Here is a 15577-nt window from a genome sequence, read left to right as displayed (position 1 = left end):
TACAATGAATAATTTTGTTTTTTATAGTCCTACGGAGTTTGTTTTTGGCAAGAATACTGAAGTGCAGGTCGGTGCATTGGCGCGTAAGTATGGTGCGCAGAAAGTGATGATAGTGTATGGAGGCGGTTCTGTCGTATGTAGCGGACTGCTGGGGCGTGTAAAGCAATCTTTACAGGAAGCTGGTGTGGCTTATTGCGAAATGGGAGGTGTCCGACCTAATCCCGTTGACGGGAAAGTGTACGAAGGTATTCGGCTTTGTCGTCGTGAACAGGTGGATATGATGCTTCCTGTGGGGGGTGGTTCGGTCATAGATACGGCGAAAGCCATTGCTGCCGGAGCCCTGTATGATGGCGACTTCTGGGATTTCTTTATCGGTCGTGCCAAGGTGGAGAAAGCGCTGAAAGTAGCCGTGGTGCTGACTATCCCGGCTGCCGGAAGCGAAGGCTCGGGCAATGCGGTAATCACCAAGACAGAGACACTCCAAAAACTGGGTCTTTGCGCTCCTGAGCATTTGCGTCCCGTATTCTCCGTCATGAATCCTGAACTGACCTACACCCTCCCGGCTTATCAGACGGCTTGTGGTATTGCCGACATGATGGCTCACATCATGGAACGTTACTTTACGAATACTTCGGATGTGGAAATCAGTGACCGGCTTTGCGAAGGTACCTTGACAGCTATCATTAAAGAGGCTTACCGAGTGAAACTGCAACCGGACGACTATGCCGCGCGTGCCAACATTATGTGGTGTGGCACTGTGGCGCATAACGGAACTTGTGGGGTAGGGCGTGAGGAAGACTGGGCATCCCATGCACTGGAACATGAAATCAGTGCTATCTATGATGTAGCCCATGGTGCCGGTCTGGCTGTCATCTTCCCTGCCTGGATGACCTTTATGGCGGAACATAATCCGGCAAAGATTGCCCAGTTTGCCCGTCGTGTTTTTGATATACCCAAGTCCGATGATTTGGAAGAGATGGCTTTGGCAGGTACTGCCCGTCTGAAACACTTTTTCCGTTATATGGGTTTGCCGGTCAGCTTTAAGGAGTTGGGCATTGAACATCCCGATATAGACCGTATGATTGCCAGCCTGCAGCGCAATAAAGGCGAACTGCTTGGTAACTACGTGAAGCTGACCATGACCGATTGTAAGGAAATATATCGCTTGGCTTTATAGCGTACGCTGCTTTTCGGGAAGAATTTCCCGAAGGAAGGATTAAAAAAAAGCGGTGAAGACAAATACTCTTCACCGCTTTTTTTATTTGATTTCGATTTCTTCCTTCATGTCTATCTCTTCCCCTTGCAGGTCGTAGAATACATATTCCAGAAATGCAAGTTTCTGGCTTGGAATAATCTTGATACCAAATCCGTACTTCATCTGCCACTTCCGTTTCAGGGAGACGAGTCCCTGATTGACATAGGCTGCAATGTACGGGTGGATGTGTAACGAGAATTTCTTTATCTTCAATTTGTTGACCAGATAGTCAATCTTACTCTCTAAGGTGTCCGTAAAGAGGATGGACGATTTGATGGTGCCTTTGCCGAAACAGGTGGGACAGGTTTCAGTCGTATTTACATCCATAGCCGGGCGCACACGCTGGCGTGTAATTTGCATCAGTCCGAATTTGCTGAGCGGCAGGATGTTGTGACGTGCTCTGTCTTTCTGCATATTGGCACACATACGTTCGTAAAGCTTCTGTCGGTTTTCGGCTTCGTTCATGTCGATGAAGTCCACCACGATGATACCACCCATATCCCTTAGTCTGAGCTGGCGTGCCAGTTCGTCGGCTGCACCCAGATTCACTTCCAGTGCGTTAGCCTCCTGCCCGTTGGCATTCTTGGTGCGGTTACCGCTGTTCACGTCTACTACGTGAAGCGCCTCAGTATGCTCAATAATCAGGTAGGCACCACTTTTGTATGAAATGGTCTTGCCGAATGACGACTTGATTTGTTTGGTGATGCCAAAATTGTCGTAAATGGGGAGTTGTCCTTTGTACAGCTTCACGATTCCTGCCCGTTCAGGGGCGATGAGGGTTACGTAATCCTTGATTTCGTGGTACACTGCCTCGTTGTTCACGTGGATGTTTTCGAAGGAAGGATTGAACAAGTCACGCAACAGTCCTACGGCGCGGCTGGTTTCTTCGTAAATCAGTGTCGGAAATTTGGTGGCTTTCTGTACTTTTGTGATGGCATCTTCCCAATGTTTCAGTAATACTTTAAGCTCTCCGTCAAGTTCGGCTACACGTTTTCCTTCGGCCACAGTGCGGACGATGACACCGAAGTTCTTCGGTTTGATGCTCATCAGCAGTTGCTTGAGGCGTGCGCGCTCTTCGCTCGATTTAATTTTTTGTGATACGGAAACCTTGTCGTTGAAGGGAATCAGCACGAGGTATCTTCCGGCAAAGGAAAGTTCGGAAGTCAGTCGCGGCCCTTTCGTTGAAATAGGTTCCTTGACAATCTGCACCACTACTTCTTGTCCCACCTTGAGTGTGTTGGAAACCGTTCCGTCCTTTTCAAGATCGGGAAGTATGGTTGCTTTGGTAATGGGATTCAGCTTCTTCTTGTCGCTTAAAGTTTGCTTTACGTACTTCTCTAACGAGTTGAATTGAGGACCCAGGTCCAGATAATGAAGAAAAGCATCTTTCTCGTAACCCACGTCCACGAAGCAGGCATTCAGGCCGGGCATCAATTTCTTGACGCGTCCCAAATACATGTTGCCCACTGAGAAGGAAATATTTCTTCCTTCGCTCTGGAGTTCCACCAGCTGCTTGTCTTCAAGCAGTGCGATGGATACCTCTTTGGGCTGTACGTCTACAACGAGTTCGCTTGTCACAATAATTGGCTTTTAAATGATTCAATTTACTACTTAAACAAAGAACAAACCCGCGAGATATTTTGCTTCACAAGTTTGTTCTTTATTTTGTCCTTCAGACTAAAAATTACTTTTTACTTTTATGTCTGTTCTTTCTTAGTCTTTTTTTACGCTTGTGCGTAGACATTTTATGTCTTTTTTTCTTCTTTCCGCTTGGCATAGCTTCAAAATTTTATGGGTTAATACTATTGTTTATTATTTCTTCACTGAGAGGGTGAACGTTTTTGCAGGCTTAAATGCCGGAATGTTATGTTCCGGAATGATTATTGTAGTGTTCTTGGAGATGTTGCGAGCAGTTTTCTGAGCTCTTTTCTTCACTACAAAACTACCAAACCCGCGGAGGTAAACATTTTCATCTTTGGATAAAGATGCCTTTACTGCGTCCATGAATGCTTCAACGGTTGTAAGTACGGTTGTCTTATCAATTCCGGTGTTCTTTGTAATTTCGTTTACAATATCAGCTTTAGTCATTTTTCTTTAAAAAAAATATTATTACTATAGTTTTCCTAATTTTTTGGACTGCAAATATATAGCTTTTCCGTGTCTCTAAAAAATATATTTCGGACAATTTTCTAAAAAAGTCTTGGCATTAAGCTTTGTTAGGTTGAAAATGAAGTATTTTTGTAGCATGAATATTTTTAGCGGAACATTGTTGGACTGGTATGCGGAGAATAAACGCGACCTTCCGTGGCGAAATACCACGAACCCTTATCTGATATGGATTTCTGAAATCATCTTACAACAGACGAGAGTGGCGCAGGGCTATGAGTACTTTTTGCGTTTCATAAAACGCTTTCCGGATGTGGCATCGCTGGCTGCTGCGTCTGAGGACGAAGTGATGAAATATTGGCAGGGCTTGGGGTACTATTCCCGTGCCCGTAACCTGCATGCCGCAGCCAGAAGCATGAAGGGGACATTCCCGAAAAACTACGTAGAGGTACGTGCCTTGAAGGGGGTGGGAGATTATACGGCAGCGGCCATCTGCTCCTTTGCCTATGACATGCCTTATGCGACGGTCGACGGGAATGTATATCGGGTGCTTTCCCGTTATTTCGGCATTGATATTCCTATTGATTCTACCGAAGGGAAAAAGACTTTTACTGCTTTGGCGGGAGAGATGCTCGATAAATCCCGACCGGCAGATTATAACCAGGCGATTATGGACTTCGGAGCCGTGCAGTGTACGCCGCAGTCGCCCAACTGCCTGTTTTGTCCTTTGTCCGACAGCTGCCGGGCCTTGTCGGAAGGCAAGGTGCAGCAACTGCCCGTGAAGCAGCACAGAACAAAGACCACCAACCGCTATTTTAATTATATATATGTACGCATGGGCGCGCATACCTTAATAAATAAGAGGACGGAGGACGATATCTGGAAAAATCTCTTTGAATTGCCTCTAATCGAAACGGAAAAAGATTTATCCGAAGAGGAATTTCTGTCATGTCCGCAGTTTCATGCGCTGTTTGCAGAGGGAGAGGTGCGGATAGTCCGTACTCTACTTCGGGGAGTGAAGCATGTATTGTCCCACAGAGTGATTTATACCAATTTCTATGAGGTCACTCTGCCCGATAATTCGGGCTCCTTTTCAGGTTACCAGCAGGTTGCGGTCGAAGATTTGGACCGTTATGCGGTGCCTCGGCTGATACATGCTTTCTTGGAGAAATATGTATAAAAGTTGTCTGTATTCTTGCATGGTGTGAATATTCTCGTTAATTTTGGCAGCAATTTAATAAAATAGAAGCTTATGTCAGTAAATAAAGTGATATTGATAGGAAATGTGGGACAAGACCCTAAAATAACCTATTATGAAGGTGGAAATTGTGTTGCCCAGCTTTCTTTGGCCACTACGGAGAAAGGATATACTTTGCAGAATGGTACACAGATTCCAGACCGTACCGAATGGCATAACTTGATATTCCGTGGCCGTTTAGGCGAAATCGTTGAGAAATATGTGCACAAGGGCGACAAACTTTACGTGGAAGGTAAGATACGTACTCGTTCTTATGATGATCAGGGAGGTATCAAGCGCTATGTGACCGAGATATTTGTCGACAATATGGAGATGCTGACTCCGAAAACTGCAACTCCCGGTGCTGCCCCTTACGCGCCGCAGGCGGGTGCGACGGCCCGACCGCAACAACCAGTACAACCGCAGGCTACTCCTGCACAAGATAATCCGACGGACGACTTGCCGTTCTAATTGTTTAACTAAAACCAAAATCTTTGGATCCAGACGCTTATTTATGCCAGTTGGCAGATGTTTTTAACGGTATATCCGTACAGACTCCTTCTATTTCGGCCATTGTAGCCATTGTGTTGGCAGGTTTGCTTTTGCTCGTTTCCGGCTTTGCATCAGCTTCTGAAATAGCCTTTTTCTCTCTTTCTCCGTCAGACTTGAATGTAATAGCGGAGAGAAAGCATCCTTCGGATGAGAAAATCAGTAATTTGCTGGATAACAGCGAACGTTTGTTGGCGACGATTCTGATTACAAACAACTTCGTGAATGTAACCATAATCATGCTCTGCAACTTCTTCTTTATGAATGTATTTCAATTTCATTCTCTCATTGCAGAGTTCCTTATTCTGACAGTAATCCTTACGTTTCTGCTGTTGCTTTTCGGTGAAATCATGCCTAAGATATATTCAGCTCAGAAAACGTTGGTTTTCTGTCGTTTCGCTGCTCCCGGCATTACGTTTTGCCGTTCTGTATTCTACCCGATGGCATCCATGTTGGTGCGTTCCACTTTTTTCTTGAACAAGCATGTGGCCCGCAAGAACCATAATATATCGGTTGATGAACTTTCACATGCCTTGGAACTGACTGATAAGGCGGAACTTTCGGAGGAGAATAATATTTTGGAAGGCATCATCCGCTTTGGCGGAGAGACCGCCAAGGAGGTCATGACCTCCCGCCTCGATGTGGTGGATTTGGATATTCGTACCTCTTTCAAGGATGTGGTGAAGTGTATTGTGGAGAATGTTTATTCCCGTATTCCCATCTATGCAGACAACTGTGACAATATCAAGGGGGTGCTTTACATCAAGGACTTGCTTCCTCACCTGAACAAAGGGGACAATTTCCGCTGGCAGTCGTTGATTCGCCCCGCTTACTTTGTGCCTGAAACCAAGATGATTGATGATTTGCTGCGCGACTTCCAGGCAAACAAGATTCATATTGCCATTGTAGTTGATGAGTTCGGCGGTACGTCGGGAATTGTCACCATGGAGGACATTATCGAAGAGATTGTGGGTGAGATTCATGACGAATATGATGATGAAGAACGCACGTATGCTGTACTGAATGACCACACGTGGGTGTTTGAAGCTAAAACCCAGCTGACCGATTTTTATAAGATAACGAGGATAGATGAGGAAACGTTCGATGAGGTGGCAGGGGATGCCGATACACTTGCCGGACTTCTGCTGGAACTGAAGGGAGAATTTCCTGCTCTTCATGAAAAGGTAACCTACGACTGTTATGAGTTCGAGGTGCTGGAGATGGACAATCGCCGTATCTTGAAAGTGAAGTTTACAATAAATGTCCCGGCAGCCCCCAATGCTTCTTCTCTTTAATTATTAATTTTTTAATTGTTTCGTGCCTCTTTTTTTGCAACATACTGCTCCTTCCTGCCGATGGGGAATTTGGAAAGCGGAGGAATCTCCGGAGGAATTACTGGCTATGCTCCCTCATCAGGAAGTGTACCGAGAAGATATGTTGCGTTTCACCGCGGCACACCGCCGTCTGGAGTGGCTGGCTGTCCGCGTATTACTTTATACGCTGTCTGGAGAAGAGAAAGAGATTGCTTATCATCCCAGTGGGAAACCTTATCTGGCAGATGCTTCCGCCTCCCTCAGTATTTCGCATACAAAAGGTTATGTGGCTGTTGTTTTGGGATTGCCGGGTCGGGAAGTAGGCATTGACATCGAGCAGTATGGTGAGCGGGTAAGGAAGGTGGCGCATAAATTCATGCGCGAAGATGAACAGCCGTCCGTATTTCGGGGAACCGACACTTGGTCACTGTTGCTGCACTGGTCGGCCAAGGAGACAATATTCAAATGCCTGAATGCTTCCGAGGTTGATTTCCGCGGACATATGCGCATTTTGCCTTTTGCAGTAAATGAAAGCGGCATATTCTCCGCCGAAGAATATCGTACGGTGGAGAAACGTCGGTTCGCTATTCATTATTATTTGTTTCCGGATTTTGTCTTGACATTGAGCTTGTAAATCGCTTACAGTCTTTCCGGCGGGTGGCTATAAATCCGCCCATTGGTGGTCGCTCATGGCACCGGTGCCCGAGTCGGTGATGAGATTGATATATAAACCTGTTCTGATTTGTGTTGGAATACGTTGTAGTGGGCCTAAAATATGACTTTTTGTAATACAAATGTCCGGGCGAAATCACTTCGGCCGGACATCATCAAATAAACTTGGCAGAGTTTATTACCTTCTTTACTTTCTCTGAATAAGGTTTGATGAATGAAATGATGGACGATTTGCCCGGTTCATTAGACTCAACGCTTTTTCCTCGAAAGCAATGATAAAATGTGCATGGCAGGTCTTCTGACTTGTTTCTGTTGTAGACGCCTTCCCGGAAAAGTGTTCCAGTGGCATAGAGGGTGATTGCCTGCAACATTGTGCGAAACTTACAGCAGCGGGACTGTTCAGGATTTACACCTGATTCCCTTTTAATCGCTTTCCCTGAAGAGGGGGAGCGAACCAATGCATGACAAAGATAGGGATTCTTTTTGAGAAAACAATTCTATGAGTGATAAATTTTCTTCCCCGCTCTCTTTCTTTCTGCCGACAAGTTGGCAAGACTTTGCCGCCTTGTTGGCAAAGCTTTGCCATAGTCATGGTAAAAGCTTGCCAAAAGCATGGTGATAAGTTGGCAAAACCACTCTCTGATTAATAACGACTTAAGATGATTTGCGCAATCCGTTACATCAGTAAGGTGAAAACCGATACAAGCCACACTTGCCACAAGAACCTTCTCCGGAGGTTTGCAAAGCATGTTGTTTGGTGTGGTAAAACGGGCTGTTATCTCTCTTTTGCCAGTGTGAATACAAACTCCAGTCCTCCGCCTTGGTTGTTTTTTGCGGAGATGGTACCTCCATGGATGAGGACTGCATTCTTCACGATGGCGAGTCCCAGGCCGGTGCCTCCTAATTTGCGCGAGCGTCCTTTGTCTACACGGTAGAAGCGTTCGAACAAACGGTTCAGATGTTCGGGAGAAACACCGATACCGGTATCGGCAAAACTGAAATAATAGTAATTCTCGTCTTCGCGGAAACAACTGATGTTGATGTGTATGTTGGTGCCGGCATAAGCGATGGCGTTGTCCATGAGGTTGCGGAAGGTGGAGTAGAGCAAGGAGTAATTTCCCCGCAGCTGTATCTTCGGTTTCAGGGAGTTGACAATGGTGATTTGCTTCTGTTCCAGTTCCAGGGACACTTCGTTGATGATGTTTGCAACCAGCATGCTGATGTCTACCTTTTCCATGTCAATCATATTGGCGGCTTCGTCCATACGAGTCAATACGGATATGTCGCGTAGTAGGCGGCTCAGGCGGTTGCTTTGCGCGTAACAGCGTTCCAGGAAGACCTGCATTTTTTCAGGCGCAATGTTTTCGTTGTTTACGATAGTTTCCAGATAACCTTGTATACTGCTTACGGGAGTTTTCAGCTCGTGGGCAATGTTTTGGGTCAACTGTCGTTTCAGTCGTATTTGCTCCTCTTCTTGGGTTATGTCGTTGATGGAGATTTCAAAGCTGAGGTCTTGGAAGATGATGCACTCCACGATGAAGGTGCGTCCGTTCTTGTTGATGTGGATGGACATTCTTCGTTCTTCGTTGTAGGAGGGGCGTCTCTGAGCCTTGTTGATGAAATCTGTTATCTTCTGGAATTCGCAGATGGAGAATATCTCTTCGGTAGTTTGCAGGTTGGAGTCTGAAATCAGATTGCCGTATTGGGTGAATAGGTTGTTTACCAATATCTCTTTTTTGTCTCTGTTGAATACGCCCAGTCCTTCGCGGGAGGTCTGCAAGTGGGTGATGAGCTTTTCGCGTTCGATGTAAAGCGCCTCTTTCGTTTCGCGCAGGTGCTTGTATATCTGTATGATGTGCTGTGAAATCTCTCCAAGTTCATTATGGGGGAAGGCCGTTTGTATATCTATTTCTACAGGCTCGTTTTTGTCAGCTCTTTTGGCAAATTCGCGCAGATGATTGATGGCACTGCCTAGTTTGGAGGTGAATCTGTAGAAGATAAATATCAGCAGCAGTGATACGATGACTGTGAACCAGATGTAGTGTGGGTCGGCAGCCAGGCTGTTTATCAGGTTGACATTATAGGGCAAGGCCGAACGGATGATGTAGTCTTCGTAGACTGTGGCTGAATAAAAATAGGTTTTGCCGGTGGTTTCCGAAATGCGCCGCATGTCATATCCCTTGCCGTTTTTCAGGGCTCTCTGTACTTCAGGCCGCTTGATGTGATTGCCCAAGTCGTGGTTATTGTTCCGGGAGCTGTCAAACAGTACGTTGCCGTGTAGGTCTACCACCGTGACACGCAGTTCCTTGTCCATCTGTTTGGATATGTAGCTGTTCAGCAGGGAAGTCCATAGACTGTCGGGGAGGTGATGCAATTCTTGGTGCAGTCTGCCATTATAGTCTTGCAGCTGCATGTCCAGCAACTCTACTTTATATTCCTTCTCTCGCTGATATTGGTAAGCAATGAAGCATGCGGCGAATGCTAGAAACAATGAGATGACGGAAAGAAACAGTTTCCGGCTGAAGGACAGAAAGTGCCTGTCTTTATTATTCGGCTTCGAAGCAATACCCATATCCCAAACGTGTTACGATGCATTTGCCATAAATTCCGATTTTCTTGCGCAGACGTGTGATGTTCACGTCGATGGTGCGGTCCAGCACATATACTTCGTCGCTCCAGATGCGGTTCAGTATGTCTTCGCGGGAGAATACGCGTCCTTTGTTCTGCAAAAGCAGCAATAAAATCTCGAATTCCTTTTTGGTGAGCGGTGCCTCTTCGCCATCAATGCAGACTTTTTTCTTGATGATGTCCAGCACCAGCGTCTTGTAGGAAATCTGTTCCGGTGCATGCTCCGTTTCTCCTTGCCGGGTGCGTCTCAGTACGGCTTTGACACGTGCCGCCACTTCGCGCAGCGAGAAGGGTTTGGATATGTAGTCGTCCGCTCCCAGGTTGAAACCAGTCACCGTGTCGTTTTCCGTATCTTTGGCGGTGATGAAGATGATGGGTATCCGGGCCGTTTCTTTGTCCTTTTTCAACATGCTTGCCATTTTGAAGCCGGAAATTTCTCCCATCATCACATCCAGCAATAAAAGATTGTAATTGCAGATGTCCATCTTCAGCGCTTCTTCGGCAGAATTTGCCGTATCTACTTCATATCCTTCGTTTTCAAGATTGAACTTCAGAATTTCACATAAATCCTCTTCGTCGTCCACTACTAAAATGCGGTAATCATTCATTGCTTTGTTGTTTATGTATGATAAGAGTAAAACAGTTCTCTTGTCACAAAGTTAAACTTTATTTCTTTTTATTGGCAAAAATAGTGCAATCCGAATGCAGAATTTTCATGTTTATATGAAAAGTTATGCTGAGGTGCAGGCTATTTTTACTTTCTTTAGTGCAAAAGTGAGGTAAAATTGTTACGGAATGATGAAGCAAGTGTTACATTTGGGTTACATTTAGTTCTTGTTTATCTAAGAAAATCAAAAGCGTTTCTAAAAGGACCGTTCCATTAAAATATTATCTTTGCTTCGTAAATACTGAATTGTATGAAAGAACTTATGTACATCAAGAGTTGCTCTAAGAGGCGTTTGCCGGTTATTGTGGGAACTCTGCTTTTGGTGATAATCGGCTCTGTCTGGCTGAATACGGTTCCTTTCCGTTCGGACTTTGAGATTGCGGATGAGCTGGGCGGCAACATATTTCCTTCCAGCATCCTTTCGGTGGCGACTACCGACGCTCAGGTCATCGTGCCGGCGGATTCCATGTACGTGGGCAATCCGAAGTCATGCATTGCTGTCCGCATCCGTTCGAGGAATGCCTACAGCCGGGTGCGGGTAGAGGTTGCGGAGACTCCGTTCTTTTCCCGTTCCGTGTCGGAGTTCGTACTGGCAAAACCGCGTACGGAGTATATCATCTATCCTGATATCATATGGGATTACGAAGCTTTGAAGAACAACAACCAGGCGGAACCCATCAGTGTGGCCGTTATGGTAGAGATGAACGGGAAGGATTTTGGGCAGCGGGTACGCACTTTTTCTGTTCGCAGCATCAATGAGTGTCTGTTGGGATATGTCACGAACGGTACAAAGTTCCATGATACCGGTATCTTTTTTGCAGCTTATGTGAATGAGGAGAATCCTATGATTGACAAGCTGCTGCGTGAAGCGCTGGATACGCGTATTGTCAATCGCTTTTTAGGTTATCAGGGAGGTGCCGAGGTGGTGGACAAGCAGGTTTATGCCTTGTGGAATGTGTTGCAAAAGCGCAAGTTCCGTTATAGCTCGGTCTCCAATACAAGCCTTTCCAGCAACGTGGTCTTTTCACAGCGTGTGCGTACGTTCGATGATGCTTTGGAGTCCTCGCAAATCAATTGTGTGGATGGGAGTGTACTTTTTGCTTCTTTGCTCCGTGCCATAAATATAGAACCCATATTGGTGCGTACCCCAGGGCATATGTTTGTAGGATACTATACAGACTCCAGTCATAACGACATGAATTTCCTCGAAACAACCATGATAGGCGATGTGGATTTGGATGATTTCTTTCCGGATGAACAGTTGGATTCTACCATGGTGGGAAAGTCGCAGAACCAGATGTCACGCATTACCTTTGATAAGTCTAAAGAGTATGCCAATAAAAAGTATACCCAGAATAAAGAAGGTATTCATTCCGGTAAACTGAACTATATGTTTCTGGAAATATCCAAAGAGGTGAGGAGGAGAATACAACCGATAGGAAAGTAGGGTTGAAGGAATCTGCTTTTGTTAACGGATTGTTAATAACTGTCGTAATCGATTTCTGTGCTAATTAATAGTTGAACACTGTTTTTGGATAATTTGTAGATTTGTTTGGTTAATTATTTGTTGTAAGTGTGAAATTAGATTTCTTTTTTTAGTGGGCTTTATCGGTTTTCCTGGAGTAATAGTGTCGAAAAAAAAGAGGTGATGAATGTCTTATTGCTCTAATTTGTCTTTTTTATATTTCATATATATCGAGTATGTGTATAAAATAGTTGTTTGTGACGAGAAATTGCCTTGTTTGTTAGTCAATATGATATATTTATAATAAATGTGGTTATTGTTAAATATTTGTTTTAAGCATTGTATAAGTACAAATCCAAATATTTTAATATTTATTTAGTGTTTTTTAGCTTAATAGATTTAGATATTGCTAAATTTATTTATATATTTGCAAACAAATCCAAATAATAGAGCTTATGAAAAGAAATTATTGCTTATCATTAGTGTTGCTTGCACTATTTGGGATGGCTGCACCTTATTCGGTAAATGCAGCCGAAAATGTGCCAAGTTCCCAGAGTACTCAGCAAGCAAAAAAAATCACAGGTAAAGTTGTAGATGCAGCAGGCGAGCCGATTATCGGTGCCAGCGTATTAGTGAAAGGTTCCGGTACGGGTGCCGTGACGGACATTGACGGAAGATTTTCTGTAGAAGCACCGGTGGGTAGCACACTGGAGGTGTCTTTTATCGGGTACAAAAGTGTTACAATAAAAGTGACGAATGCCACCGCTTATAATGTAACGTTGCAGGATGATTCTCAGGCGCTGGACGAAGTGGTGGTGACGGCTATGGGTATCAAGAAAGAGCGCAAGGCTTTGGGGTATTCAATGGAAGATGTGAAATCGGATGAATTGATGAAGGTGAAAACTGCCAACCCGATTTCCTCCCTTTCGGGTAAGGTGGCTGGTGTGAATATCACTCAGTCCTCGGGTGCTGCGGGTGCAGGTGCACAGATTATTCTCAGAGGAGGTACATCAGGTTCTGAAGGGAAGGATAACCAGCCGCTTTTTGTTGTGGACGGTTTGATTTATGATAATTCATCATCAGTGATAGGTAATTCTGCTTTTGACGGTTCTACGCGTTCGGCTTCTACTACTTCCAATCGTTTGATGGATATTAACCCGGAAGATATTGAAAGCATGTCTGTTCTAAAAGGACCTGCAGCTGCGGCTCTTTATGGTTCGCGTGCTGCCAATGGCGTCATTCTGATTACGACGAAGCAAGGTAAGGAAGGAATGGTAGAAGTGAATATAAATTCCAAGTTTACCAGTTCTTGGGTAAAGGATTTGCCGAAGGTTCAGACGGAATATGCCAGAGGATTTATGGAAGACCTCTATGGAGCAAATAAGGAATATACAGGTACTTCGTTCAATGATTTTGCCTATACTTCCTGGGGTGAAAGAACTAATGCGAAGACGTATGACAATATAGGTGATTTCTTTCAGACTGGCAATGTTTTCGATGAGAGTGCCAGCGTGTCAGGAGGTAGCAAGAATAGTAAGTTCTATTTGTCCGGTTCGTTTTATGACCAGGCAGGTGTCGTACCTGAAACCGGTTATCGGAAGTATGCTTTCCGTTTCAACGGAGAGCAGAAAGTAGGCATATTTACATTTAATGCAAGTGCTGCTTATTCTGATGCCCATACCGATAGAACCTTGACCGGAGCCGGTTTGTATGGCTCTTCCGGTAATGGGGCTTTGTACGGGGTTTACAACTGGTCTCCATTTGACGATATGACCCGTTATTTGAATGAAGACGGTTCGCGTTATCGTATGTTCGGTGACCGTCTTGATCCATGGGAGGAACACGACAATCCCTATTGGATTGTGAATAAAAACCGTATTTTCGATGATACGGACCGCTTTACCGGTATGGTTAGCTTAAAGGCTGATATTACTAAATGGTGGTTTTTGTCTTATAAAATAGGATTAGACCAATATACGCAAACGGCTTCCAACAGATTGGCGGCCAATGGTGTGCTCAAACAAGTCTGGCAGAATGGAATGATGAGTGACAATACAATGCGCTTCCGCTATATGTCTCATGATTTTATGTCGAATATGTCGAAGAGGTTTGGAGATTTTGACTTGAACTTGTTGTTGGGGGCTACTATTGACGAGACTAAGACAGACCGCGTGTCTATGATGGCATACAACTTTACGGTGCCCGATTTCTTCTCTTATGCCAATGCGAAAGATGCAGAGAAGCGTTTTTCTCACGGGGCCTCCAAGAAAAGGCTTGTCGGCTTGTTTGGAGAGTTTCGCGCTTCTTGGAACAATATGTTGTATCTGACAGTTTCCGGACGTAACGACTGGACTTCTACGCTACCTATAGAGAATCGTTCTTATTTTTATCCGTCCGTCAGTGGGTCATTTGTATTTACAGAGATGTTGCACAAGTTAGGTTGGATGTCTGACAGCGTGCTTAATTTTGGCAAGATTCGTGCTTCTTGGGCGAAAGTGGGTAAGGATACGGGGGCATATGAGACGGCTACTGCACTTTGGCCTGTTGGAGCTTTCCTGAACGGTCTGGTTGGTGCTGGTAATACTTGGACGCGTGGAAATCCGTACTTGAAGCCTGAAATGACGAAATCCACAGAAATCGGCGTTGAATTGAGCTTCTTCAAGAATCGTTTGCACATAGATTATGCTTATTATACCAATGATTCTTATAATCAGATTCTTTCTCCGCGTGGTCCTCAATCCACTGGTTACATATTCTGTTCCATCAATGCCGGTAATGTATATAACAAAGGTATGGAGCTGAGCATTTCTGGTATTCCTGTGCAGACCAAAGACTTGAGTTGGGAAGTTGGGTTCAATATGGCCGGTAACCGAGGTACTTTGGATGGACTTCCTGATGGCATGGACGTAATGTATGTTACGGATGTTCAGTATGCCGGTGCACAGGCTGCTTCTTTCAATGGCGGTGATTTTATGGCTATTGCCGGTACAAAATGGAAGAGAAATGAAGACGGAAAACTTATTTTGGATGAGAATGGAATGCCTACTTATGATTCTGCACTTTCTGCTGTAGGTAATCGTGAAGCAAAATTTACGGGTGGTCTGAATAATACATTGACCTGGAAAGGATTTACTTTCAATATGTTGTGGGAGTTCCGTGTGGGTGGTGATGTTATCAATGGCACTCGCTATGCAATGGATAATTCAGGCGTGAGCCGTTTTTCAGGCGATGTGCGTAATCGTCCTTTGACTGTGGAAGGAGTGGATGCAGAAGGTAATGCCGTGAGTCATACTTGGGAAGCGGATAAGACTTATGTCTTTAATGGAGTGGAAAAGAGTGGCTATAATATCATAAAGGATTATTATCAGACCTATTATCCGAAGAATACACGGAACTATATTACTGAAGTCAATTCATTGAGACTTCGTTCTGTTTCTCTCTCTTATGATTTCCCGAAAAAGTGGTTGCAAAGAGTGGGATTTGTAAAGCGGGCTTCTGTATCTGTTGCTGCCACCAACCTGTTGCTGTTCACCAATTATGACGGTGATCCTGAAGTGGCTGCTGCCGGTGCCGGTGTGGGAGGCTCCTCTTCTGTCGGTTTTGACTACTGTGGCGTTCCTGCTACGTCGGGTATGTCCTTTGGGTTGAACTTGACATTCTAACATATTTCGGAATACTAAAAAGA

General features: G+C 44.8%; 11 protein-coding genes and 1 riboswitch. Of the genes, 7 read left to right on the top strand and 4 right to left on the bottom strand.

Features of this window, described 5'->3' with window-relative positions:
- Positions 1–4: 4 nt before the first annotated feature.
- Positions 5–1177: an iron-containing alcohol dehydrogenase gene (locus M1B78_RS04450; protein ID WP_176469270.1), complete on the top strand. Its 1173-nt coding sequence runs from the start codon at positions 5–7 to the stop codon at positions 1175–1177.
- A gap of 81 nt (positions 1178–1258) precedes the next feature.
- Here the strand turns inward: M1B78_RS04450 and M1B78_RS04445 are convergent, their stop codons facing one another.
- Positions 1259–2833 carry an Rne/Rng family ribonuclease gene (locus M1B78_RS04445; protein WP_136011173.1) on the bottom strand — a complete coding sequence of 525 codons (1575 nt, stop codon included), beginning with the start codon at positions 2831–2833 and terminating at the stop codon, positions 1259–1261.
- Between the two features lie 234 nt (positions 2834–3067).
- Positions 3068–3343 (bottom strand): HU family DNA-binding protein, encoded by a 276-nt coding sequence (locus tag M1B78_RS04440; protein ID WP_005826750.1) that lies wholly within the window; start codon positions 3341–3343, stop codon positions 3068–3070.
- A gap of 157 nt (positions 3344–3500) precedes the next feature.
- Here M1B78_RS04440 and mutY point away from each other — a divergent pair, with 157 nt between their 5' ends.
- The 4 genes from mutY to M1B78_RS04420 all read left to right on the top strand — a co-directional run bounded on the left by mutY (position 3501) and on the right by M1B78_RS04420 (position 7094).
- Positions 3501–4541 carry an A/G-specific adenine glycosylase gene (mutY, locus tag M1B78_RS04435; protein WP_257940002.1) on the top strand — a complete coding sequence of 347 codons (1041 nt, stop codon included), beginning with the start codon at positions 3501–3503 and terminating at the stop codon, positions 4539–4541.
- 72 nt (positions 4542–4613) lie between these two features.
- Positions 4614–5069: a single-stranded DNA-binding protein gene (locus tag M1B78_RS04430; protein ID WP_136011171.1), complete on the top strand. Its 456-nt coding sequence runs from the start codon at positions 4614–4616 to the stop codon at positions 5067–5069.
- Between the two features lie 23 nt (positions 5070–5092).
- Positions 5093–6442 (top strand): gliding motility-associated protein GldE, encoded by a 1350-nt coding sequence (locus M1B78_RS04425; protein WP_257940001.1) that lies wholly within the window; start codon positions 5093–5095, stop codon positions 6440–6442.
- A 22-nt stretch (positions 6443–6464) separates the two neighbouring features.
- Complete coding sequence (locus M1B78_RS04420) at positions 6465–7094, top strand: 4'-phosphopantetheinyl transferase family protein (protein ID WP_257930747.1); 630 nt, start codon at positions 6465–6467, stop codon at positions 7092–7094.
- 309 nt (positions 7095–7403) lie between these two features.
- Positions 7404–7607, bottom strand: a riboswitch (cobalamin riboswitch).
- A 300-nt stretch (positions 7608–7907) separates the two neighbouring features.
- Here the strand turns inward: M1B78_RS04420 and M1B78_RS04415 are convergent.
- Both M1B78_RS04415 and M1B78_RS04410 read right to left on the bottom strand, forming a co-directional pair.
- Positions 7908–9704 (bottom strand): sensor histidine kinase, encoded by a 1797-nt coding sequence (locus tag M1B78_RS04415; RefSeq protein ID WP_257940000.1) that lies wholly within the window; start codon positions 9702–9704, stop codon positions 7908–7910.
- Positions 9679–10368 carry a response regulator transcription factor gene (locus tag M1B78_RS04410; RefSeq protein ID WP_136011167.1) on the bottom strand — a complete coding sequence of 230 codons (690 nt, stop codon included), beginning with the start codon at positions 10366–10368 and terminating at the stop codon, positions 9679–9681. Before M1B78_RS04410 ends, M1B78_RS04415 begins: the two co-directional genes overlap by 26 nt.
- A 309-nt stretch (positions 10369–10677) precedes the next feature.
- Between M1B78_RS04410 and M1B78_RS04405 the strand changes: the two genes are divergently transcribed.
- Both M1B78_RS04405 and M1B78_RS04400 read left to right on the top strand, forming a co-directional pair.
- Positions 10678–11874: a hypothetical protein gene (locus M1B78_RS04405; protein ID WP_257939999.1), complete on the top strand. Its 1197-nt coding sequence runs from the start codon at positions 10678–10680 to the stop codon at positions 11872–11874.
- 473 nt (positions 11875–12347) lie between these two features.
- Entirely contained in the window at positions 12348–15554 is a 3207-nt protein-coding gene (locus M1B78_RS04400; protein WP_257939998.1) for a SusC/RagA family TonB-linked outer membrane protein, read from the top strand.
- Positions 15555–15577: the final 23 nt, after the last annotated feature.

The organism is Bacteroides muris (ex Fokt et al. 2023), from assembly GCF_024704895.1.
Taxonomy (GTDB): domain Bacteria; phylum Bacteroidota; class Bacteroidia; order Bacteroidales; family Bacteroidaceae; genus Bacteroides; species Bacteroides muris.
Note: the sequence above shows the minus strand (reverse complement) of the source record. Positions and strands in the feature narration are given on the sequence as shown.

Coding starts and splice junctions, on each gene's coding strand:
- M1B78_RS04405 (WP_257939999.1), top strand. CDS start 10,678: ATGAAAGAACTTATGTACATCAAGAGTTGCTCTAAGAGGCGTTTGCCG.
- M1B78_RS04450 (WP_176469270.1), top strand. CDS start 5: ATGAATAATTTTGTTTTTTATAGTCCTACGGAGTTTGTTTTTGGCAAG.
- M1B78_RS04410 (WP_136011167.1), bottom strand. CDS start 10,368: ATGAATGATTACCGCATTTTAGTAGTGGACGACGAAGAGGATTTATGT.
- M1B78_RS04430 (WP_136011171.1), top strand. CDS start 4,614: ATGTCAGTAAATAAAGTGATATTGATAGGAAATGTGGGACAAGACCCT.
- mutY (WP_257940002.1), top strand. CDS start 3,501: ATGAATATTTTTAGCGGAACATTGTTGGACTGGTATGCGGAGAATAAA.
- M1B78_RS04415 (WP_257940000.1), bottom strand. CDS start 9,704: ATGGGTATTGCTTCGAAGCCGAATAATAAAGACAGGCACTTTCTGTCC.
- M1B78_RS04440 (WP_005826750.1), bottom strand. CDS start 3,343: ATGACTAAAGCTGATATTGTAAACGAAATTACAAAGAACACCGGAATT.
- M1B78_RS04400 (WP_257939998.1), top strand. CDS start 12,348: ATGAAAAGAAATTATTGCTTATCATTAGTGTTGCTTGCACTATTTGGG.